The organism is Streptomyces sp. NPDC031418 (assembly GCF_055581605.1).
The window spans coordinates 11,136-32,626 of sequence record NZ_JBVIJC010000014.1; the positions used below are offsets into that span (position 1 = coordinate 11,136).

14 protein-coding genes and 5 pseudogenes are annotated in these 21,491 nt (G+C 69.7%); 13 read left to right on the top strand and 6 right to left on the bottom strand.

Annotated elements, in window-relative coordinates:
• Positions 1 to 137 precede the first annotated feature (137 nt).
• Positions 138 to 2,927 (top strand): helix-turn-helix transcriptional regulator, encoded by a 2,790-nt coding sequence (locus tag ACZ5CZ_RS21760; protein WP_468945113.1) that lies wholly within the window; start codon positions 138 to 140, stop codon positions 2,925 to 2,927.
• A 360-nt stretch (positions 2,928 to 3,287) separates the two neighbouring features.
• Here ACZ5CZ_RS21760 and ACZ5CZ_RS21765 read toward each other — a convergent pair whose 3' ends face one another.
• Positions 3,288 to 3,494 carry a hypothetical protein gene (locus ACZ5CZ_RS21765; protein ID WP_385848085.1) on the bottom strand — a complete coding sequence of 69 codons (207 nt, stop codon included), beginning with the start codon at positions 3,492 to 3,494 and terminating at the stop codon, positions 3,288 to 3,290.
• Positions 3,495 to 3,562: 68 nt separating this feature from the next.
• On the opposite strand from ACZ5CZ_RS21765, the gene ACZ5CZ_RS21770 reads away from it, so the two are divergent.
• The 3 genes and pseudogenes from ACZ5CZ_RS21770 to ACZ5CZ_RS21780 all read left to right on the top strand — a co-directional run.
• A protein-coding gene (locus ACZ5CZ_RS21770) for an IS5 family transposase (protein ID WP_468945116.1) occupies positions 3,563 to 4,380 on the top strand; the annotation gives its coding sequence in 2 pieces (ribosomal slippage) (positions 3,563 to 3,911 and positions 3,911 to 4,380; 819 coding nt in all).
• Positions 4,381 to 4,801: 421 nt separating this feature from the next.
• Positions 4,802 to 5,647 (top strand): DUF1206 domain-containing protein, encoded by an 846-nt coding sequence (locus ACZ5CZ_RS21775; protein WP_468945119.1) that lies wholly within the window; start codon positions 4,802 to 4,804, stop codon positions 5,645 to 5,647.
• Positions 5,648 to 5,802: 155 nt separating this feature from the next.
• A pseudogene (locus tag ACZ5CZ_RS21780) lies at positions 5,803 to 5,982 on the top strand (DUF6233 domain-containing protein); the annotation flags it as partial.
• 33 nt (positions 5,983 to 6,015) lie between these two features.
• Here the strand turns inward: ACZ5CZ_RS21780 and ACZ5CZ_RS21785 are convergent.
• From ACZ5CZ_RS21785 to ACZ5CZ_RS21795, 3 genes and pseudogenes are all read right to left on the bottom strand, one after another.
• A pseudogene (locus ACZ5CZ_RS21785) lies at positions 6,016 to 6,189 on the bottom strand (transposase); the annotation flags it as partial.
• Positions 6,190 to 6,198: 9 nt separating this feature from the next.
• Positions 6,199 to 6,606: pseudogene (locus tag ACZ5CZ_RS21790) on the bottom strand (telomere-associated protein Tap); the annotation flags it as partial.
• A gap of 360 nt (positions 6,607 to 6,966) precedes the next feature.
• Complete coding sequence (locus ACZ5CZ_RS21795) at positions 6,967 to 7,179, bottom strand: helix-turn-helix domain-containing protein (RefSeq protein WP_385848110.1); 213 nt, start codon at positions 7,177 to 7,179, stop codon at positions 6,967 to 6,969.
• 145 nt (positions 7,180 to 7,324) lie between these two features.
• Here ACZ5CZ_RS21795 and ACZ5CZ_RS21800 point away from each other — a divergent pair, with 145 nt between their 5' ends.
• Positions 7,325 to 7,459 (top strand): hypothetical protein, encoded by a 135-nt coding sequence (locus ACZ5CZ_RS21800; protein WP_385848081.1) that lies wholly within the window; start codon positions 7,325 to 7,327, stop codon positions 7,457 to 7,459.
• Positions 7,460 to 7,551: 92 nt separating this feature from the next.
• On the top strand, positions 7,552 to 7,947 hold the full coding sequence (locus ACZ5CZ_RS21805; RefSeq protein WP_385848080.1) for a DUF3224 domain-containing protein: 396 nt from the start codon (positions 7,552 to 7,554) through the stop codon (positions 7,945 to 7,947).
• Positions 7,948 to 8,421: 474 nt separating this feature from the next.
• On the opposite strand, the pseudogene ACZ5CZ_RS21810 reads toward ACZ5CZ_RS21805, so the two are convergent.
• Positions 8,422 to 9,656: pseudogene (locus tag ACZ5CZ_RS21810) on the bottom strand (IS256 family transposase).
• Here ACZ5CZ_RS21810 and ACZ5CZ_RS21815 point away from each other — a divergent pair.
• Positions 9,553 to 10,185, top strand: a complete 633-nt coding sequence (locus tag ACZ5CZ_RS21815; RefSeq protein WP_468945123.1) for a polysaccharide deacetylase family protein — start codon at positions 9,553 to 9,555, stop codon at positions 10,183 to 10,185. The pseudogene ACZ5CZ_RS21810 and the gene ACZ5CZ_RS21815 overlap by 104 nt on opposite strands.
• Before the next feature lie 351 nt (positions 10,186 to 10,536).
• On the opposite strand, the gene ACZ5CZ_RS21820 is transcribed toward ACZ5CZ_RS21815, so the two are convergent.
• Complete coding sequence (locus ACZ5CZ_RS21820; protein WP_468945126.1) at positions 10,537 to 11,076, bottom strand: recombinase family protein; 540 nt, start codon at positions 11,074 to 11,076, stop codon at positions 10,537 to 10,539.
• Between the two features lie 538 nt (positions 11,077 to 11,614).
• Between ACZ5CZ_RS21820 and ACZ5CZ_RS21825 the strand changes: the two are divergent.
• The 6 genes and pseudogenes from ACZ5CZ_RS21825 to ACZ5CZ_RS21850 all read left to right on the top strand — a co-directional run.
• Positions 11,615 to 11,707 (top strand): annotated as a pseudogene (locus ACZ5CZ_RS21825) (DUF5988 family protein); the annotation flags it as partial.
• Positions 11,708 to 11,722: 15 nt separating this feature from the next.
• Entirely contained in the window at positions 11,723 to 16,948 is a 5,226-nt protein-coding gene (locus ACZ5CZ_RS21830; RefSeq protein WP_468945128.1) for a type I polyketide synthase, read from the top strand.
• Positions 16,948 to 17,952 carry a spirocyclase AveC family protein gene (locus ACZ5CZ_RS21835; RefSeq protein WP_468945130.1) on the top strand — a complete coding sequence of 335 codons (1,005 nt, stop codon included), beginning with the start codon at positions 16,948 to 16,950 and terminating at the stop codon, positions 17,950 to 17,952. Before ACZ5CZ_RS21830 ends, ACZ5CZ_RS21835 begins: the two co-directional genes overlap by 1 nt.
• Before the next feature lie 232 nt (positions 17,953 to 18,184).
• Positions 18,185 to 18,568, top strand: a complete 384-nt coding sequence (locus ACZ5CZ_RS21840) for a hypothetical protein (RefSeq protein WP_468945132.1) — start codon at positions 18,185 to 18,187, stop codon at positions 18,566 to 18,568.
• 127 nt (positions 18,569 to 18,695) lie between these two features.
• Positions 18,696 to 20,105: an NAD(P)/FAD-dependent oxidoreductase gene (locus ACZ5CZ_RS21845; RefSeq protein WP_468945134.1), complete on the top strand. Its 1,410-nt coding sequence runs from the start codon at positions 18,696 to 18,698 to the stop codon at positions 20,103 to 20,105.
• Between the two features lie 366 nt (positions 20,106 to 20,471).
• Positions 20,472 to 21,182 (top strand): DUF4158 domain-containing protein, encoded by a 711-nt coding sequence (locus ACZ5CZ_RS21850; RefSeq protein ID WP_468945137.1) that lies wholly within the window; start codon positions 20,472 to 20,474, stop codon positions 21,180 to 21,182.
• Positions 21,183 to 21,491 lie beyond the last annotated feature (309 nt).

The window sequence follows — 21,491 nt, forward strand, 5'->3', positions numbered from 1 at the left end:
CTCTTGGTCTGGTCCGATCGGTGCACGGTACGTGGCACGGGGCGGGCCCCGAATCCGCGTAATCACGCAGTTCAGTACGTAGGGCCGCGCTCCCCCGTTTCACCGCCTGTCACAGGGGGCCACTAATCTGCCGCTTCATGACCGATGACCTGCGGTACCCCATACCGCCCCTCGCCCGCCGAGCCCATGGTGGCGCACGTGTGTTGATCGGGCGTGAGGCAGAAGTACAGGTGCTGCTGGGAGCCTTGACCGCCCTCGGTGCAGGGTCAGGGCGAGCCGTGGCGCTGACCGGGGATCCGGGCATCGGCAAGAGTGCTCTCGTGTGGACGGTCGCGGCCGAGGCGCGAGCCGCTGGGATTCCGGTGTGCGCAACCCGCGGGCAGATCGTCGCAGCCTCCTCTCACAGCGATGCCGCGGGGCCGCGGGACCTGCGCGATGTCGTCACGCGCGCGGCGCGGGGCGGTCCGCTGCTGGCCGTGGTCGAAGACCTGCATCTCCTCCCAGTGGATCAACTGCCCCACGTGGAACAGCTGCTTGAGCTGACCACCGCTGGTCAGGTGCTGTGCCTCGTTTCCTGTCGGCAGCGCCAGCTGGTTGTGGCGGCCGCGGAAATGCTCTCGCGTGCGACGTCCGCCGGCCTGCTGGAGGTGTGGGATCTCGGCCCGTTGTCCCGCGAGGAGGCCGCACAACTGCTCGGAGAGCATCCGGACGCCGACGAGATCTGCCGACAGGCCATGGGCAATCCGCAGTATCTGAAGGTGCTGGGGACTCACGGCCGGCCGAACGCCGAGGCCGTCACGGCTGTCCTCGGGGAGTTGGCCGGCCTGGATCCCGAATCCCTGGCCGTGCTCCAGGCCGCGGCGGTCCTCGGCGAGCCGTTCCATCCGGAGCTGCTGGCCACCGTGACCGGGCAGGAGACGGCCGCCAGCGCGCGCGTACTCGACACCCTCACCCGTCTGGACCTGGTTCGACCCGCCGAGCCCGCACCTCAGCTCGCGGTACGCCACCGAGCGGTGAGCCAGGTCGTCTACGAACGGATGGACCCCAGCCGGCGCACCGACCTGCACCGCCGGGCCGACGCCGCACTCGCCCAGCAGGCCGTACCCGTCGCACGGCGTGCCCGGCATGTCGCCGCCGCCGCCGATCCGAACTGTCCGCAGCACGTGACGGTTCTGATCGCAGCCGCACGCAGCCTTCTGTACAGCTCGCCCAGCGTCGCGGCGGGCTATCTGAGAGCCGCCCTGCCGCTGCTTGGTGAGGGCCAGGATCACCGGCACGAGGCCCAGGTCCTCCTGGCACGTGCCCAGTTGCTGACCGGGGACGCCTCCGAAGGTCGGGAGCTGCTCGACGCCCTGAGATCGGCCATGGCCGGTCTGCCCGACGAGGCGACCGCGCTCGCCGACTCCAGCCGGCTCGAACGCCGCCTCGGCCGGTACAGCGAGGCAGGCGCCCTGGCACGGACCGGTCTGGCGGTGCTGTCCGACAAGGACGTGGTGATCGCTGCGGCCCTGCACACCGAACTCGCCGACCACGCCTACGACCTTCAGGAGTACGAGGCCTCCCGCGAGCATGCCGACACCGCCGCGGCGATCGCCCACCGGCACCTCGATCACGTCGGCGAGGCCCGGGCCCTGGCCCAGGCCGCACTCGGCTACCTGTTCACCGGCGACCTGCTCACGGCACAGGCGCGGGCGGCGGCCGCGGCCGAACTCATCGACTCTTCCTCCGACACCGCTGTGCTGACCAACCTGGAGGCCGCGGTTCAACTGGCCCTGAGCGAAGGCATGCTGGGACGGCTGCTGGACGCCGATCGGCACCTGACCCGGGCGTCGGCTCTGTCCCGGCGAACCGGCCAGACCTACATCGAGCCCCAGATCCTCACCGTGCTCGCCAACGCCCGGCTGCGCCTGGGAAACCTGGACGGTGCGCTGGCCACGCTCGAAAGGATCACTCTGCGGCGCGAGGGAGTCGTCATTGCGTCGGAGGAGGCTGTCGGCGCCATGGTGCGGGCCGAGGTCCTTTTCTGGCGGGACAGGCCAGGTGACCTGGAGCAGGCGCAGGCATCGGCCACCCGCGCCCTGGCCGTCTGCGGCGACACGCCGACCGCGTGGGCGGTCACCGTGCGCTGCTTCCACGCCGAGCTCGTGCTGCGCACCGGCGATCCCGCGCGGGCCCGGTGGCTTCTGCTGGATGCCGCCGGCGGCGCCGAGTTGCCCCATCTCACCGCCTGGCGCAAGCCCCGCTGGTGCGACACCCTGGCTCAGGCGTCACTCGCCGCGTGCGACCGCGAGGCGGTCGCACACTGGGCAGAGCTCGCCGAGCGATCCGTCGAACAGCTCCCCTCCCCCGGCCGGAAGGGCTTCGCCCTGCGCGCCCGTATGCGCGCCCACGCCGCACACGGCCAGATCGAAGCCGCCCTGCACAAGGCGGTGGAAGCCTTCTCCGACTTCTCCCTGAGCGGTGAGCGCATCGAGGCCTGCGCGACCCTGCTCGCGGCTGCGGAACTGTCCCTGAACGCGGGACGCACACACGGTGTGGCCGACTGGCTGGAGGGAGCCGCGGTCCTCGCAGACCAGTGCCGCTCCGCACGCCTGCTCGGTGACGTGAGCCGTCAGCGGTCCCGGCTGGCCGAGCTCACCGGCACGACCGGCGCACTGCCGTCGTTGACCGCCCGCGAACGAGAGATCGCCGATCTCGCCAGCACCGGCATGACCAACGCCGGGATCGCCACCACACTCTTCCTCAGCGTGCGGACCGTGGAGACCCACCTCAGACAGGTCTACCGCAAGCTCGGCGTCTCGAACCGCGCCGCGCTCACCCGCAGAATGCTGGACAACACCGTCCCTCGCACGGCAGGCACCCACCATGACGTCGTCCCTCCACCTACGAGGGCCGACGGTAACCCCCCAGCAGCCCAGGGCACTTGAACACACGATGCAACATCCGGACACACCGGCCTGACGAAGCCGGTGCAATCGCCTCGGCCGAGGAGAGCTGACATCGCCCGACAGGTCCGCTCCACGATGTCAACGCCGGTCTCCGCCTCCAGAAGACGGCCGCCTTTCGGCCGGAGCGGAACGGCCGCGGGCGCGACCTCAAGGCGGCCGGAACGGAGCGGGCGGTGTCGGTGAGCTGGAGGGACATCTCGAGGCTGTCTCGAGGCCGGAATCTCCCTTCCACGCCAGTGCCGCGGTGCGGGCCGGCTCCTACGGGACGGTGCATCCGCTGATCGTCCTCGCGCACCGGGTGCGGCCTGTCCGCCTCGTCGCGGTGGGCGCAGGGGTCCATCACGGCGCGGTCCTGGCCAGCCGCTGCGTGAAGGCGTCCCCGAGGCGACGCAGCCGTCGGCTGTGAGGTCGGACTTCCACGTCGGTGCGGGATTCCCGCAGGGCCCGCAGCGCCGTCAGCTCGACCGTCTCCAGCCGGCCGGACTCCGGCTCCTGGTCGTCGCGCTCGGGATCGGTCGGCGCGAGCGCAAGCAACTGCTCGCGCATCGCCGCCTGCCGAGGCCGGGCGACGTCTTACACCGTGTCCTATGTGGTGAGGCGTCGTTGTTCTGGGCATGGGGCGGGGTACGTGGAGTTGGATTGTTCCGGACGGGCTGTGGGAGATCGCGAAGCCGTTGATCCCGCCCTCGAGAGTGCGGCCGCAGGGCGGTGGAACGCAGGACACGCCTGATGAGACGCTGTTCGCAGCGATCATCTACGTCCTGGTCAGCGGCTGCGCCTGGCGCCGACTGCCGCCCTGTTTCGGCATATCGAAGTCGACGGCCCACCGCCGATTCCTGATCTGGTCGCGGGCCGGTGTCTGGGGCCGCCTCCACGAGGCCGTACTGCACCAGCTTGACGACGCCGGCCTCATCGATGTCACCCGCGTCGTACTCGACACCGCCCACGTCCGCGCTAAAAAAGGGGCGAACACACAGGTCCGAGCCCCGTGGACCGCGGCAAGCCGGGTTACAAGATGCACGTCCTGTCGGACGCGAACGGACTGCCCCTCCTCGTCGGCGTCTCGGCCGGCAACACACACGACAGCGAAGGGCTGAAGCCCATGGTCGAGGGTCACCAAACGAGACACGACCCCGATCGCGGCCGGTACCTCAAGCTCCAGCGCCTACACGCGGACAAGGCCTACGATCGTGCTGATCTGCGGAAATGGTTACGTGGCAAGCGCATCGGAGTCCGGATCACGCGAAGAGGCACCGAGTCCAGCGAGCGATTGGGCCGCCGCAGGTGGGTGATCGAGCGCACGATGTCGTGGCTGTCGGGCTACCGCAGACTCAGCCCCCGCTACGAACGCAATCCCCGCAACTACCTGGCATTTCTCGGACTTGCCGCAGCCCTCTGCTGCTACAAGCGACTCGTCCGCCTCACCACATAGGACACGGTCTTAAGCGAGCGCCGCCTCCTTCTTCTCGTTGTTCGCATCGGCTCCCTCGCCGCGCTGATGCCCGATACCGGGCGGCCCACTGGCCCTGGCGCTCCCGGGATTCGTCCGCGCCACTCGTACGGCCGTCCGCAGGACCCTGGTGGTCCGGCACGGATTCAGGAGCCCTCTGCGGTGCCGCGGTCGCAGCACGCAGGGCCTGCTCCGGCAGGGGACGATGTCGGCACGTGCGGTGGCCCGGCGGCCGGCATCGGACAGAGTAGGGCGGCATTCCACGGGTAGTCGTCGTGCGTTGGCGGGCGGAGCGGCGCGGCACCTGGGGAGGTCGAGCGCCGCTCCCTGCCGGCAGCGTGTCCCGGCGAGACGCTGGCCGGCGGCCAGGATGGCATCGCCCTTCGGGGGCATCCGGTAGGACATGGCTAATAAATCGGCATCTGCAACCACACGCCAACTGGGTCAGGTCCACCGTGCAGCGGACGGCAGAGCGGTCGCGGCGGCGGCCCGTGCGGGCTTCGTCGGCCGCGGGGTCATCTACGCGCTGATCGGCGTTCTCTCACTGCGGATCGCATTCACCGGCGGGGGCAGACAGGCCGACCGGGGCGGCGCGGTCGCCGAAATCGCTCAGAAGCCTTTCGGGACCGTACTGTTGTGGTTGCTCGGCATTGCCCTGGCCGGGATGGCTCTGTGGCGGCTGTCCGAGGCTGTCTTCGGGCAGGCGGGCCCCGACGGCGGGAAGCCGGGCAGAAGGGCGATGGCCGCGGGCCGTTTCTGCTTCTACGGATTCGTCGCGTACTCCGTGCTCTCCTACGCGGCCGGGGACAAGGGCAGCGGCAGTGGCAGTTCCGACAAGAACTCCCAGGACGTCACGGCGAAGGCGCTCGCCTGGCCGGGCGGACAGTGGATCGTCGGCGTGGCGGGGGCCGCGGTGACCGCCGTCGGCATATGGATCGCCATCCGGGCCCTCCTGCGCAGGTTCGAGAAGCACCTGAGGATGTTCGCCATGTCGCAGAGGATGCGCAAAATCGTGTCCTTCTTCGGCATGTTCGGCGGTACGGCCCGGGGTGTCGTCTTCGCCACCGCGGGCTGCTTCGCCATCGCCGCGGCCGTCCGCCACAGGCCCGGCGAGGCCAAGGGGATGGACGACACCCTGCGCACGTTCGCCGGCACCCCTGCGGGGCCATGGCTGCTGGCGCTGATAGCGGTCGGCCTCATGTCCTTCGGGGCCTTCTCCTGGGCCAGCGCGCGCTGGCGCGCCGTCTGACGGCGGACCGGCGCCCCGCCGGGGAGCGTACGTCCCGCCGAAGGCCACCACGAACACGGCGTCCGCTGCCGTAGTGCCTTCCGCCGACTGACACCAGACAACCTTGACCATCCTGATTCCAGCAGCCGCAGGCCGAGAAAGAGCACGCCCGCCGGATGAAGCCACGGCCCCCGTACTGGATCGCCGAACTCGGCATCGGCGTCGGACGGCTGCCCACACGAGTCCACCGCGGCGCCTGCCACATGGCCGGCAAACGACGTCACCCCATCGGCCTGGACGAAGCACGTCGCCTGCTCGCCGACGGCACCACCGCCTGCACCCACTGCCCGCCCGACGCCGACCTCGGCATCCTCGACTCAGACCGTGTCCTATGTGGTGAGGCGGATCAGTCGCTTGTAGCAGCACAGGGCGGCGGTGAGTCCGGGAAAGGCCAGGTAGTTGCGGGGATCGCGTTCGTAGCGGGGGCTGAGCCGCCGGTAGCCGGACAGCCACGACATGGTGCGCTCGACGACCCAGCGCCGTCGTCCTACTGACGTTTTCGAGTTGTCGTTGCCCAGGCCGCCCTTGACCGTGGCCTTGATCGCCGAGGCGACGATCGCCAGGTGCGGGCCGCGGTACTTGTAGCCGTCCATCGAGGCGAGGAAGCCGGCCGGGGCGAGGCCGGCGTCGACGCCGAGGTCGGCCATCGTGGCGAGGCAGGCGTCGCGGAGCCGGTTGTACCAGCCGTCCAGATAGCGGCGTTTGTCGTACCGGACACACGCCTCGATCGGGCGCACCTCGTAGCCGAGCTCCTGGGCGTAGGCGACGGTGGGCGTCGCGTACCAGGGCGGCCCCGTCGGGCGCTCGCCCTTCGGCGTGAACGGGCTGGGCAGCAGCAAGCCGTCCAGCTCCACCCACTCCTTGCCGACCTTCACCTTCGACAGGTGGATGTGGGACAGGTCGACCAGCCGCCGCTCGGGCCTGCCCAGGTGCCAGGTTCGGGTGGCAGCGGCAGCGCGCCTGGAGGGAAGTCTTCTCGTCCGCGGAGATCACGTACTCGTCTTCGCCCAGCGGGACGCCGTCGAAGGTGCGGGCGTACAGGTCCAGCACGCGCGCGGCCTTGGGGCGGAAGGCAGAGTCGCGCACGAAAATCCAGGATCGGCACTGCCAGGGCTTGAGCGCGTCCTGCTTGAGCCAGCGCCGCACGGTGGAAGGGGAGATCGACCCGGCGATGGACCGGTCGACCACCTCCCGGGCCAGCTCCGGACACGACCAGCGCGACAGCGGCGCGCCGGTCCCAGCGGGCAACTGAACGCCAGCGCCTTGACCTCGGCAACCTGCTACGCGGTGAACGACACTGGCCGGCCGGACCGCTTACGGTCGGCCAGGGCACACAGTCCTCCAGCGGCGAAGCGGCCCCGCCACGTGCGCAGCGTGTCCACGTGCAGCCGCCTCTGCACAGCTATCCGGGCATGGGGACCCCCTCGGGCCGCCAGCAGCACGATGGTTGCCCACTGCCGGGCCTGATGCGCAGTCGTGTGGCCGTACGCCATCTTCTTCAGCCGGTGACGCTCGGAGGCGGTCAGCACGACGGGCACGGCAGAGGCGAGGGGCGCGGGAGGAGAGCGACCGATCCTTCAAGGGCAACGGGGAACGGGCCGACACCGGGCCACACCCGTCCCTGTATCCTGCGACGTCATGGCAACGCCCCCGGCGCCGCCCCGAGTTGCTTTCGGCGAGATCTCCCGCAAGCCCGATTCTGCCCTCGACCAGCTCCACCTCACCATGCAGACCGACCTCGACGCCCTGTCGGCCCGCTGCCGGAAGTACTGAGCCGGGCCTTCGACGGTCCCCGTGCAGGGATTGTCAGTGCTGTGTGCAAGGCTGCTGCGCGATACAGACGATCAAGACTCCAGGGGCGCAGAATGAGCACGAAGGCCAGCGGAACGTTCGACCTCACATCATTCGAACCGGAGGTGCTCGACGAAGGCCCGGGCGCCGCGCTTGGCCGCGTGCGGATCACCAAGACCTTCCACGGTGGCCTGGCCGGCACCAGCACCGTGAACATGCTGTCGGTGGCCGACACCGAGGGCAGTCCCGCGGCCTATGTCGCCGTGGAGCGATTCACCGGCGAACTCAACGGCCGCAAGGGCTCCTTCGTCCTCCAGCACAGCGCGCCCGGTAGCCACGGGGAGCAGATCGCGATCCGCGTGGTCCAGGGAACGGGCTCCGGCGACCTCGCGGGGATCACGGGTGCCTTCGAGATCATCCAGTCCGAGGACGGCAGCCACTCCTACGTCTTGGAGTACACGCTGAGCTGACACAGGCCCGCCTCGCCGTCTGGACCACCAGGGCGTGGTTGACTCACTCGTCAACGACACCCCTCACTGGGCGATCAGCGACCAGGCCCGGCCAGCAGGAGCGGCGGCGCTGACACGGCGGCCCCGGCCCTGGCAGCAGCCTCGCCATGCAACCAAGACGACCCGGACCGGTCCCGCCACAAACCCCCTTCTCGGATCAACCCCCCGAAGAAATTCCAGCGTTGACCACTTACCCCAGCCGCCCAGCGGATGCGAACGCGTCGGCACCCACCAACATCTGCTGCGGGGTGCCGACGCGGTCAGCTCGCCAACATGGCCTGGAAGTCGCTGAGCGACAGCTCGTCACCCCGCTGTCCGACCCCGAGGCCAGCGAGCCGCGCGAATCTTACGAAAGCACATCCACGTAGTCGCCGGCCGACGTGGAGGCGGCAGTGGTGGGTCTGTCAAACGAGCGGTGTAACTGGGGTGGTTGGGTTACTGCCGGGCGGCTGAGAGCCGGCCGTCGAAGGTGATGTCGAAGGCGTTCAACGCGGTCTTCCAGCGCATGGTCCAGCGGGCCTGTCCCTTGCCCGTGGGATCGAGCGACATGATCGCCATGTAGACGCACTTCAACGCGGCTTGCTCGTTGGGGAAGTGTCCGCGAGCCTTGACCGCCCGGCGGATCCGCGCGTTCACCGACTCGATCGCGTTCGTCGTGCAGACGATGCGGCGGATCTCGGTGTCGAACCGCCGGAACGGGGTGAATTCCTCCCCGGCGTTCTCCCACAGTTTCACGATCGCCGGATACTTCCTGCCCCAGGCGTCGACGAACTCGGCGAACCGCTCCAGGGCGGCCTCCTCGGTCGGCGCCGTGTAGACGGGCTTGAGGAGGCGGGCGATCTTGTCCCAGTCCTGGCGGGCCGCATAGCGGAAGGAGTTCCGCAGCAGATGGACCACACAGGTCTGCACGATCGTGCGAGGCCAGACCGTCTCCACTGCCTCGGGCAGGCCCTTGAGCCCGTCACAGACCAGCATCAGCACGTCGCTGACACCGCGGTTCTTGATCTCAGTGAGGATGTGCAGCCAGTGCTTGGCGCCCTCGCCGCCGTCGCCGGCCCACAGCCCGAGGATCTCGCGTCGCCCCTCGGTAGCCACGGCCATGGCCACATAGATCGGCCGGCTGGCGACCGCGCCGTCGCGGATCTTGACGTGGATGGCGTCGATGAAGACCACCGGATAAACGACGTCGAGCGGCCGGTTCTGCCACTCGGCCATGCCGTCCAGGTCCTTGTCCGTGATCGTGGAGATGGTCTGCCGGGAGACCTCCGCCCCTAGACCTCCGCGAGATGGGCCTGGACCTCATCGGTGGTCTGGCCCTTGGCGGCCAGCGAGATGACCATCTCGTCGACACCGGTCAGGCGCTTCTGCCGCTTCTTTACGATCTTCGGTTCGAAGGAGCCGTCCCGGTCGCGGGGCACCGATATCTCCACCGGTCCCACCTCGGTCAGCACGGTCTTGGAGCGTTTGCCGTTGCGGGAGTTGCCGCCGTCCTTGCCCGCCGGATCGTGGTTGTCATAGCCGAGGTGGTCGGTGATCTCGCCCTCGAGAGCGGACTCCAGCAGCCGCTTGGTCAGCTGCTGCAGCAGCCCGCCCTCGCCGGTCAGCTGCAGGCCCTCGGCCTGGGCCCGGCTCGTCCTCGGCGAGCTCGCCCGCCGACACGAGCCTGCCACGTTCTTCCTGACCGGCGACTTCGCCCACCGATATCCCCAAGCGGTGAGAAATATCGCGGCCGCGGGACACGGCCTGGGCAACCATTCTTACAGCCACCCCTACTTCAAGGACCTGACCACGGCCGGACAACGCCTCGAAATCCTGGCAGCGGACCGGGCTCTGCGCGCGGCCGGGGCAGCAGAGGCTCTGACCCCGTTCTTCCGGTTCCCCTACAGCGAGACCAGCCCCGCACAGATCAGGGAGGTCAACAGGCTGGGATTCACGGACATCGAATTCACCACCGACACCAACGGGTGGAAGGGCACCGAGGGCGACATGACCGTGGAACGCGCCGTGCGCAGGGCACTGGAGGCCCTTCACCCAGGGGCGATCCCGCAGAAGCACGTCGGGGCATTTGAGGGCCGCACCGAGGTGATCGACGCCCAGGCCCTCCCGCGGATCCTCGACGCGATCACCGCCCACGGCTACCGGGTCGTCGACCTCCACACCCTCCTCCACCTCCCCCTTCCACCTCAGACCCGCCCGTAGACAAAGCCCCGAGATACAACCGATGGCATGCACCGACCTGCCGAGACAGGGCGATGATCAAAGCTGTGAACCACCCATTCAGCTCACGAACCCCAGATAACGTCGTCCCCCGCTGCCGACTCGAACATCTCGTTCGGGGTGGCCAGTTCACCGGGGAATCCATGGGCGGACAGAGCGCGGGGGCGTCCTCGCCGCAGCACGCGAGGACACTGATCGGAGAAGAGGGCACGAGGACGCGGCTTGGACGCCGCTGAGTTCTTCGCTGGCCCTTGAGGTTCAAAGACGGGTTCTGAGCCGCAGTTCGTGGCCCATGCGGCTGGCCAGGCACGAGTGAATCCGACGGCGGGCACGTCAACTGGCTGTCCGGGTGCGAAGTTTCTCAATGGGGCCAGTGAGGAATTCCAGGGCGATACCGATCTTGCGCAGGTCCTCGACGGTGACGAGGAGGTCGATGCCGCGGCCGAGGCGGCGGAACTCGTGGACGGTCGGGATGACCTGGACGTCGGGGTGCAGGTTCTTGAAGCGGACCGCCATCGCGACGGCGTTCTCGTATGCGGGCCAGACCTTGACACGGGTGGAGACCTTCTCGTGGAACACCTCGAAGCAGACCGGGGTGAGGGCGTCGAGCTGGGACTGGAGTTCCTGGGTGGCGGTCGAGCAGCGGGCGTAGCCGATGCGGACCGCGGTGATCCCCGCCGCGAGCGGCGCGGGCTCGGCCGCCGCTGGTGTACCGGGCTCGGGGCCCAGCGTCCAGCGTCTACCGGGGTGGCGGTCGGGCGGGGTGAGGATGTGGAGTTCCTCGGCGACGCGGGGCACGAGCTGGAGGCGGCGGGTGTGGTACTTCGCCGCGGTCTTCCCGGCCCCGGTGCGGCACGCCGCCCCGGCGGGCACGTCACAGGACGGGCAGGGCTGGCGCTCGATGGCACGGGGGGGGCGTCGAACCCCTCGTCAGTCACGCCTCAGAAGCTACAGCCATGACGGCGTTTCAATAAAGCATTCCGAGAGGCCGATTGAGAACGTGGAGGGCGAACATTTCGGACACTGGGCGGACGGCCGGGGCGGCTTCTCATTTGGCCATTTGTGAGAACCGTGCTGCGTTACCGTTGGCCCTGGGCCTGGTCGATGCGTCCTCGCGGGTTGACGGCGCCGGATTATACGGCGGAGCGCTTGACTGCGCACCGGAGCTCAAGGGGGCGCTCGTGTGCGGAGACCTCTCTATGGCATCCGCAGCATGGTGAAGTGCTCTCTTCCGATCAGTGCGCCCCCTGATCAGGCTTTTCTGCGCAGCACAAAGGGAGTGACATCGATAGCACGGTGCGGCCCGGGCACCGCAGGATCAGAGTCAGCTCCCGAAGTCCCGCGTGTGCACCAAGTGCTGGACGGTACGGCTGATGATGCACGGGTGGTGGTGGCCTAGTACGGACGGCATCAGCGCTTCGAGGCCACGGGTGAGGTGGCCCTGGTCGACGGGCAACAGATTCCGGTCTTCCAGTTCGCATACAGCACCGCGATCGCCGAGTAGTGCGGAGGCGCACCCATGTCTGCTTCAGAACGCGAGCCCATCGCGATCGTCGGAGTCGGGTGCCGGTTTCCCGGCCGTGTGGAGAGCGCGGCGGAGCTGTGGAATCTGGCGGCCGAGGGCCGACAGACGGTGGGGCCGGTGCCGGCTGACCGGTGGGGGGCGGGGCGGCTTGCGGCCTTGCACGATCCGGAGCTGGCCGAGCGGGCGGGGCACGGCTGTTTCCTGGAAGGGGATGTGTGGGCGTGGGAGCCTGAAGCGTTCTCGGTCGCTCCGATGGAGCAGAGGTGGGTGGATCCGCAGTTCCGGGTGCTGATGGAGGTGGCCTGGCAGGCTGTGGAGCATGCGGGTGTGCCGATGGACCGGATCCGCGGTTCACGGACTGGTGTCTATGTGGGCACGTACGCGCCGGACAATCTCTTCCGTGAGGCACGGCCGGTGGAGGATGCCCCCAACAGCCCTTATCTGTTCGGGAACTTCACCGCCGGCGCGGCCGGACGGGTCGCCTTCTCGATGGATCTGCGCGGGCCGGTGATGGTCGTCAGCACGCACTGCTCATCCGGTCTCGTCGCGCTGGACACGGCGTGCGGGGCGCTCACGCTGGGAGAGTGCGACACCGCCCTGGCCGGTGCCGTGCTGCTGATGCTCTCGCCGGAAACGCATTACTGCGAGGCTCCCCTGCTGCTGTCCGGGAGCGGCGCGTGCTATGCCTTCGACTCCCGTGCCGACGGTTATGTGCGGGGCGAGGGTGCGGGTGTGCTGGTGCTGAAGCGGCTGGCCGATGCGCGGCGGGACGGGGACCGGGTCCTTTCCGTCATCCGGGGCAGCGCGGTGAACAACGACGGCCAGGCCAGCCGCCTGACGGCGCCCTCCACGTCCATGCAGCAGCAGCTGTTCAGGGAGGCGGTGACCAAGGCGGGCATCGACCCGGGTGAGGTCGGACTGGTAGAGGCCCACGGCCCGGGCACTGCTGTGGGTGACCCGGTCGAGTACACCTCCATCAACGCCGTCTACGGGCGCGGCCGGGGTCGGTGCGCTCTCGGCTCGATCAAGACGAACATCGGGCACTCCGAGCCGGTTTCCGGTATCGCGGGCGCCATCAAGGCGATGGAGTCCCTGCGGCGCGGTGCCATCCCTCCCAACGCCACTTTCAAGGAGTGGAATCCCGCCATCTCGCGGGGCGAGGACTCCCGGCTCTTTGTGCCGACCGAGCTCGCCGCGTGGCCGGTGGACGGCCAGGCGCGGCTGGCGGCTGTCTGCTCGTACGGGGTGACCGGCACCAACGCCCATGTGGTTCTCGAGTCCGCCCCCACCGCGCGCGCCCGGCCTCACCGTCCCCGGCTGGCCGAGGGGCAGGCCCGGCTGTTCGCTCTGTCGGGCAGTTCCCCGCAGACCTTGACCCGTTCGGCGTCCCGCCTGGCCGCATGGGCGGAGGGTCCCGGAGCCGGCACCGGACTGCTGGATGTGGCCCACACACTGGCCCAGCGGCGTTCGCACGCGGACCACCGCCTGGCCATCGTCGCCCGCGACCACCGTCAACTCGCCGCCAGGGCCCGCACCTTCGCCGTGCAGGAGGCGGCCGACGGGGTGGTCTCCGGTACCCCTGTGCTGCCGCCCCGGCACTCGGGTCCAGTGTTCGTGTTCACCGGGCAGGGCTCGCAGCGGCCCGGCATGTGCCGGGGCATGTTGGCGAGTGAACCGGTGTTCGCCGCGGCAGTGGACGAACTGGAACCGCTGATCCGCACTGAGGCCGGGTTCTCGCTACGCGAGGTGATCGAACACCCGGAGCGGCTGGTCGGGGTGGAGCGTATCCAGCCCGTTCTCTTCAGCATCCAGGTGGCGCTCGCGGCGGTCTGGCGGTCTTGGGGGATCGAGCCCGCGGCCGTCATCGGGCAGTCGCTGGGGGAGGTCGCCGCGATGGTCGTGGCGGGCGGCCTGAGCCTGGAGGACGGCGTGAAGGTGATCTGCCGCCGCTCGGCACTGCTGGCCACCATCTCCGGCGGGGCCATGGCCTCGGTGATGCTCGGCGCCGCCCAGGCGCAGGCGGCGATCGACGAGGCCGGGGCAGACGGGGTGACCTTGGGCGTGCTCACCTCACCCGGCATCACGGTCGTCTCCGGGGACGCCGTACAGATCGCCGCTCTGGTCGAGCGGTGGGAGGCCGACGGCGTGGTGGCCAAGCTGATCGAAGTGGACGTGGCCTCGCACTCCCCGCAGGTCGACCCCATCCTGGCCCGGCTGCGCATGAAGCTGGCCGACGTCCCCCGGGCGCATCCCCAGATCCCTTTCTACTCCACTGTGTCGCCCGACCCGCTGGACCCCGGGCTGCTGGACGGGGCGTACTGGGTGCGCAATCAGCGCGAGACGGTCCGGTTCCACACGGCTGTCTCCGCCGCGCTCGCCGCCGGGCACCGGCTGTTCATCGAGTGCACCGCCCACCCCCTCGCGGTACGCCCTATCCTGGACACCGCCCGTGCTGACGCCGCCCCCGATACCGTCGCCGTCGGCAGCCTGCGCCAGGGGACGGACGACCAGGACGCGCTGTTGACCCACCTCGGCACGCTCCACGTGGCCGGATATGACGGCATCGACTTCGCCAGCCACTACGGGGGCGGTGACCTCGCAGACGTTCCGGTCACCGACTGGCACCGCACCCGTCACGGCGGCGACGAGCCCGTCTACCGCCTGGTGGCTCCCGCCCTTCCGGGAGCGGCGCAGCATCCGCTGCTCGGCGGCCACGTCCACGATCCCGATGTCCCCGGGCGCCATTTGTGGCAGACGCCCGTCGGCCCGCGGCTGCTGCCCTGGCTTGCCGACCACGCGGTGGCGGACGTGCCTGTGCTGCCCGGCACCGGAGTCGTGGAGATGATGCTGGCCGCCGCAGCCTGCGTGTTCGGTACCGGACGCGTCGCCGCCTGGGACGTCAGCGTGCTGACTCCGCTCGTCCTCGATCCCGAGCCGCAGGTCACCACCCGGCTGGTCCGCGACGGCGACACCGTGCGCATTGAGATCGTGACCGTCGGCGAGGACGGCGTGACCGTGCACGCCCGGGGTAGCGCAGGCCCGCTGCCCGAGGATGAGCGCCCCACGCCGCTCGCCCCTGCCGACCTGGACCCCAAGGACTGGCGGGACTACGACATCGCGGCCCTGCACCGGACCTTCCGGGACAAGCACAACGTCTTCCACGGCCCCGCCTTCACCGCTCTGGACCGCATCCAGGTGCACCCCACCGAGGATCTGTCCCTGTCCGTACTGCACACCCATGAGAGCGCCCAGGTCTCCGCGGGGGCCATGGCCCTGCACCCAGCACTCGCCGACCAGGTGGTGCAGACCGCGGTGGCGGCCTGGCTTGCCCACTACACGCTCACCCCGGGCCCGGTGGTCGTCGCCGGATTCGGGAAGGTACGGGTCCACGGGCCGACCGCCCACGCCCGCAGGGCCCTGGTACGGCTTCACCAGGCCGATGATCTGGGCTGCACGGCCTCTGGCTGGCTGGCCACTGCCGACGGCACCGTCGTCGCCGAGCTCTGCGGACTGCGCATCGCCAACATCACCCCGCCCACCGAACGCTTCACTGCCCGCCTGCTCCACCAGGAATGGGTCCCCGCCCCCGCCCCTGAAGGCCGGCCCCGGGCCACGGAGAGCACCTGGACCGTCCTCGCCGCCGACGACAGCTCCTGGCCCGCGGATCTCGCCCTGGAACTCAACAAGCAGACAGCCGGCAGCCGGCTCCTGCCTCTGGCCGCCGCCCTCAACGGCACGGATGTTCCGGCCCCCCGTACGGGAGTCGTCCTCGCTCTGGGCGACGAGCAGCAGTCCGCTGACACCCCCAGCGCCGCCCGGACATCGGTTGCCCACGTGGTCACGCTGGTACGCCGGTTGTCGCAGGGGGAGCACCCTCCCCGGCTGTGGGTTCTCAGCCGTGCGGGCCGTGCGCCGCTCACCACGGCCGCCGTCCGCGGCCTGCTGCGGGTCGTCGCATACGAGCATCCCGAGCTGCGGGCCGGCGTCCTGGAGTTCGCGCCGCACCAGGCGCCGTACCCGGACATCGTGAGCGAGCTGCTCGACTGCCAGCAGCCCCTCACCGAGATCGCACTGTCGCCTGTGGGACGCCACATCGCCCAGGTACGCACCGGGGCGGACGGCGACAGCTTTGCCGACAGGACCGGAGCGCCGGTGCGGCCCGGCGCGGCCTACCTGGTCACCGGTGGTCTGGGCGGTCTCGGCCTGCTCACCGTCGAATGGCTCGCGCGGAGCGGCGCGGGCCGGATCGTCATCAGCGCACGTTCCGCCCCCGTCGCCGAAACCGAAGCCCGGCTGGACACCCTGCGCAATGCGGGTACCGACATCCACATCGCCTGCGGTGACATCGGTGACCCGGCGGTGGCCGCACGGGCGGTCGCAGTGGCCGGCGCGGACGGCTGCACCCTGCGCGGGGTGTTCCATGCGGCCGGTGTCGTCGAGGACGCCACCATCACCCGCCTCGACGACACTCTCCTGGAACGGGTCTGGCGCGGCAAGGCCGACGGCGCCTGGGCCCTTCACCAGGCCACAGCGCAGAGCGATCTCGATCATTTCATCCTGTACTCTTCCGTCGCCTCCCTGATCGGCTCCCCGGGACAGGCCGCCTACGCTGCGGCCAACGCCTTCCTCGACGGCCTGGTGGGCCACCGCCTCGACCACGGTCTGCCCGCCACCGGTATCCACTGGGGCGCCTGGAGCGAAGTCGGCCGCGGACAGCACCTCGCCGACCGGGGCTTCCTCACCATCAGCCCCGCCGAAGGCATCGACGCACTCGAACGTATCCTGACCGCCGGACACCGCCAGATCGCGTACTCCCCACTGGACACCGCCCAGTGGATCGCGCCCTATCCGGCCCTGCGCACCTCCACCCTGCTCGCCCCGCTGCTCACCGGCGAGGAACCCGAAGAAGACGAGACCGCGGTACGCGGCCAGCTCCTCGCAGCCGAGAGCCCGCCGGAGCGCCGGGAGATCCTGGAGACCTTCATCATCGGGACCGTACGCGAACTGCTTGGCGGCACCACCCGCCACATCGGTCCGCACACCAGCATGGTCATCCTCGGCCTCGACTCCCTGGGCGCCCTCCAGCTCCAGCAGCGCCTCCAGCACGCCCTGCACATCGAAATGAAACCCGGCGTGATCTGGGTCAAACCCAGCCCCGCATCACTGACCGCCTGGCTCCTGGACGCGATGGGCCTGGCGGATCAAACCTCCCGGAGGTGATGGCCGTGTACACCCGACCCGAATCCGACCCGGCCAAGGCCGAGCGCGAGCCCGCCCGGGCGTCGGCGCCCCCCGTCCGACGGCGCCGTCCCACACCGGTGGTCCTCTGGGCCACCGTTGGGGCCCTCTTCCTTGGCCTGGAGGCATACGTGGCGGTGCGCTACCTTGCCTCGGGGCAGCTCTGGCTGAGCACCGGCGACCTCGGCACACTGAGCAGGACCCATCAGACCCTGCTCTGGACCGCGCAGTTCCTCGTTATCGTGATGGTCGTCCCGCTCGTCGTCTGGATCGCACGCCGCTGCATCGCCGAACGCCGCCTGACCATTGACGCGTTGCTGCTGCTCGGATTCGTCTCCCAGGCGGGGCTCGACCCCTACTTTTCCCCCATGGGGATGCTCAACTCCGCGAGCCTGCACATCCCCTCCTGGGGCGAATACCTACCGGCCTGGCCGGAGGTCTTCGGATTCCCCGACCCCTCAGTCAAGGTCGAACCTCTTCTGGTCACCGGTGTCGGATACCTCACCGGCCTAGTGTTCGCGCTCACCGCCGCCGCCGTCATGCACTTCTGGGTCCTGCGGCGGTGGCCCAATTTGAGCGGAATCCGCCTCGCCGCCACAGGACTCGGTATCTGCGCAGGCATCGGACTGCCCATCGAGATCATCTGGATCCGGACCGGCGCCTACGCCTACAGGGAAGGCGTCCCGCTCCTGACGCTCTTCTCCACCGAGTGGTACCAGGTCCCCGTCTACCTGCCACTGACATCCGGGATCTTCTGGTACGGAACCGCCTGGCTCATCCGGCACTACTACATCCACCGCGGCCCCAACAACACCGTCTTCCGCGGCACCACCCTGATGCCGCCCCGGGCCAGGACACCCATCCGGGCACTCGCCGTCATCGGGATCCTGGACGTGTCCGTGATGCTCGACTGCACTGCCTTCCGGCTCTTCACTCTGCTGCCAGGATCGATAACGGCCAATCATCTGCCACTGCCGTTCGTGTGACCCCCGCCGCCCCACGCCCGCCCGGAAAACGCGGCCGAGGCCGACGCCGGCCGCGATCGGTGATCCGCCGCCCCTCTCCCGCACCCCAGGAGTGTCCATGCCAAGTACGCGCCATGGTCATCGGCGCCGGCCTAGCGGGGCACTTCGCAGCTCGTGTCCTGACCGGACGCTTCCGGCAGGTCATCGACGGTGGGGCTACCACCCCTGGACCACGAGTCGAGGAGCCACTGACATGACCTTGGTCCGTTGCGCCGCCTCTCCCTGCCAGGCAAGCGACATCCTGATCAGCACTACCCGGCAGAACATCGGCAACCTCGCCGTGGCAGCCTTCGGGGGTATCCGCCGGCTGCTCGCCCTGCCGCTGCTGGGCAGCGGTTATCTGGCCTACCTCGCCGCCCTCTTCTGGCCTGCGGTAATCGCCCGTGCCACCGCCATGAGCAACCTGCTCCTGTCCGTCATCGTTCTGGTCACCCTCGGCTCCATGCTGTCCACCCTGTACGTGGTCTCCCTGTTTCTGCCCGCGAGCACCAAGTCGGGGAGCCGGACCGCACAGCGCGCTGCGCCGAAAGCGCGGGCCTCTGCACCAGCAACGCCACATTCCGCATCAGCCGACTGAGGCCAGGAGTGCCGATGTCCCCCCTCCCCGCAACCACCCCAGATCACGCCGTCGCCACCAGCACGGAGATCACGGGCCTGCTCCCGTGCGCTCTCCTGGCCAGCACTCCCCAGACCCGGGGGGTGCGATGACGCCCGAGGCACCCGGGAGCCCCGGGCGGGGGCAGGCCGTGGTCATCGGCGTCGGCATGGCGGGACTCCTCACCGCCCGTGTCCTGGCCGAACACTTCCGGCAGGTCATCGTCCTCGACCGGGACGAACTGCCCACCTATGCGGCACACCGCACCGGGGTCCCCCAGGGGGCACACGTCCACGCACTGTTCACCCGGGGGCTGCGCACCGTAGAAGAACTCCTTCCTGGATTCACCGCCGCCCTCCTCCAGCGCGGTGGACAGAACATCGACGTCGGCGCCGACCTGGCCATTCACACCCCGTACGGCTGGGGTGTCCGCTCCCCTTCCGCCCTCAGGGTGGTCGGAGCCAGCCGTCCACTCATCGAAGCAGTCGTCAGAGAACAGATCACCGCACTCCCTGGCGTCCGCCTCCTCGACCGCCACCACGTCGAACACCTGATGGGCACCAGACACCGCGTGACAGCCGTCCGGGTCCGGGACCTGCGGGGCGGAACCACAGCCGACATCCCTGCCCAACTGGTTGTGGACGCCTCCGGGCGCGGCTCCCGGCTCCCCGCCTGGCTGAAGACGCTCGGCTGCCCCGAACCGGTACCCGAGAGCGTGGTCGACCCCCAACTGAGCTATGCCACCCGGTTGTACCGTAGGAGCTCCGCCGACGACCTGGGCTGGCGCGCCTGCTACAGCCTGCTCAACGCCCCCGCCACGACACGCGGCGCGGTGATCGCCCCCATCGAGGACGGGCGCTGGATCGTCACCCTCCTCGGGATCGGCCCGGATCGCCCCACCAGGCAGGAGAACGACTTCCTCCCCTTCGCCGCCTCCCTGCCCACCGCCGAGATCGCGCACGCCCTCCAACACATGACACCGCTCACCCCCGTGGCCACCAGCCGTGCCACCGCCAACCGCCGCCGTCACCTCGACCGGGCCACGGCGCTCCCCGCCAACCTCTTCGTCCTCGGCGACGCGGCATGCGCCTTCAACCCCGTCTACGCACAAGGCATGACAGTGGCGGCGCTAGGTGCCCGGCTTCTCGGCGCCTGCCTGCGCGGACCGGCCGTGCCGACGGCCACCGCGGCCCGCTTCCACCGCCGTCTCTCCCGGCTGATCGACGGCCCCTGGCTCCTGGCCACCTCCGCCGACCAGCGCTTCCCTCTCACTCAAGGCCCCGCCCCCTCCCTCACGCAGCGTCTCATGGCCGATCACCTGGACCGGGTGCTGGCAGCAGGAGCCCGCAACCCCCAGGTGCAGCACGCGTTTCTGAAGGTCCTGACCATGGTCGACGGCCCCTCCTCGCTCGCAGCCCCCGCCACCCTGCTCCGCACTCTGCGCCACAGCGCCCGGACAGTGCCAAGCCCGGTACCCGGTCCGTGCCCAGCCACCAGGCCCCAGTCATCTCAGCCATGAACTCAACGGCGGTCGGCGACCAGCGGGAGCGGATCAAGCCCGTCGCAGACGCCCACGACGTGGCCGGTCCGGCGGGGCCGGAGGCGTTCCGCCTGTGCATTTACGGCGGCACGCAGCACCTGCCGGACCCGCAGATGTCTGGCCTTCCGCTGCCCCGGCCCCGGCACAGGCCCCCCCAGGCGCCCGACGCGGGAGGCTGCAGGCCCCGTCCGGGCGCCTTCTACCAGGTGCGGCCGCCGCGCCGGGGCGGTCCCCAGATTTCCGCTCGGTGTACATCGGCGCCTCTACCGTCCAGGCCCGATACCGGGTATGGGGGGTGACGGAAGGGGTTGTGGAGTGGGGCGGGCTCTGGGTCTGGACGGGGTGGTGGACCACTTCACCCTGTCCGGCGACGAGGCGGGATGGTTACGCAACAAGACCGGGGCGACGAGACTGGGCTTCGCCGTCCAGCTCAAGTTCCTGATCTGGCGCGGCCGGTTTCCCAAGATGCGCATGGAACTGCCGCCCGATGCGGTCGAGCACGTCGCGAAGCAGGTGGGCGTCGCCGCGTCCGAGCTGGGGTTCTACGACTTCACCTCGCGTGCTGCGAAGCGTCACCGCAGCGAGCTGCGAGATCTGACTGGCTGGCACGAGTGCACCACGACCGATCACCTCACGCTCGGCTCCCACCTGGTGGACGCGATCTGGCACGACGAACGGAGTCAGGAGCAGGTACGGGCCGAGCTGTTCCGGCAGATGCGGCACGACCTGATCGAGCCTCCGCCCCCGGACCAGGTCACCTCGATCATCCGGTCCGCGCTGCACCAGGCCGACGAGCGGGCCGTCACCGAGGTCGCCGCGCGCCTTGCGTGGGAAGAGGAGTGTCCCCGCCGGCTGGACGCGCTGATCTTCACCGACCCGACCGACAACGACGATACCGCCGACCAGGATGAGGCCGCAGCCGTGGACGATGACAGCACCGAGGAGGACGACGAGAGCGAGTCGGTGCTCTCGGACATCAAGGACCGTCCGCGCAACGTCAGCCTCAACTCGGCACACCCTGACCAACGACCGACTGATCCAAACGAAACTGCGTAGTTCGGATAAGACCAACTCGGCGCGTTCGGCCTGGCCCTGAACGCCGTGGTGCTGTTCAACAGCCTCTGCATCGACGCCGCAGTCAAGCAGCCGGCCGCCGACGGCTTCTGCCGTCACCGACGAGCTACCCGCCCGCCTCTCCCCCCTCCAGTACGACCCCATCGACTTCCTCGGCCGCTACGTCTTCACCCCGCCGCCGGCGCCGGGGGGGGGGGGGGGGGGGGACCCCCACCACCCGCGAAGGGCGGGGGGGAGGGGGGGGGCCACACACCTGCCACAAAAAGGGGTTGGTTGGGTTTTAACCCAATA

Bases quoted from the DNA above. Each gene is read 5' to 3' on its own strand.
- ACZ5CZ_RS21760 (WP_468945113.1), top strand. From the start codon at position 138: ATGACCGATGACCTGCGGTACCCCATACCGCCCCTCGCCCGCCGAGCC.
- ACZ5CZ_RS21765 (WP_385848085.1), bottom strand. From the start codon at position 3,494: ATGCGCGAGCAGTTGCTTGCGCTCGCGCCGACCGATCCCGAGCGCGAC.
- ACZ5CZ_RS21775 (WP_468945119.1), top strand. From the start codon at position 4,802: ATGGCTAATAAATCGGCATCTGCAACCACACGCCAACTGGGTCAGGTC.
- ACZ5CZ_RS21795 (WP_385848110.1), bottom strand. From the start codon at position 7,179: ATGGCGTACGGCCACACGACTGCGCATCAGGCCCGGCAGTGGGCAACC.
- ACZ5CZ_RS21800 (WP_385848081.1), top strand. From the start codon at position 7,325: ATGGCAACGCCCCCGGCGCCGCCCCGAGTTGCTTTCGGCGAGATCTCC.
- ACZ5CZ_RS21805 (WP_385848080.1), top strand. From the start codon at position 7,552: ATGAGCACGAAGGCCAGCGGAACGTTCGACCTCACATCATTCGAACCG.
- ACZ5CZ_RS21830 (WP_468945128.1), top strand. From the start codon at position 11,723: ATGTCTGCTTCAGAACGCGAGCCCATCGCGATCGTCGGAGTCGGGTGC.
- ACZ5CZ_RS21835 (WP_468945130.1), top strand. From the start codon at position 16,948: ATGGCCGTGTACACCCGACCCGAATCCGACCCGGCCAAGGCCGAGCGC.
- ACZ5CZ_RS21840 (WP_468945132.1), top strand. From the start codon at position 18,185: ATGACCTTGGTCCGTTGCGCCGCCTCTCCCTGCCAGGCAAGCGACATC.
- ACZ5CZ_RS21845 (WP_468945134.1), top strand. From the start codon at position 18,696: ATGACGCCCGAGGCACCCGGGAGCCCCGGGCGGGGGCAGGCCGTGGTC.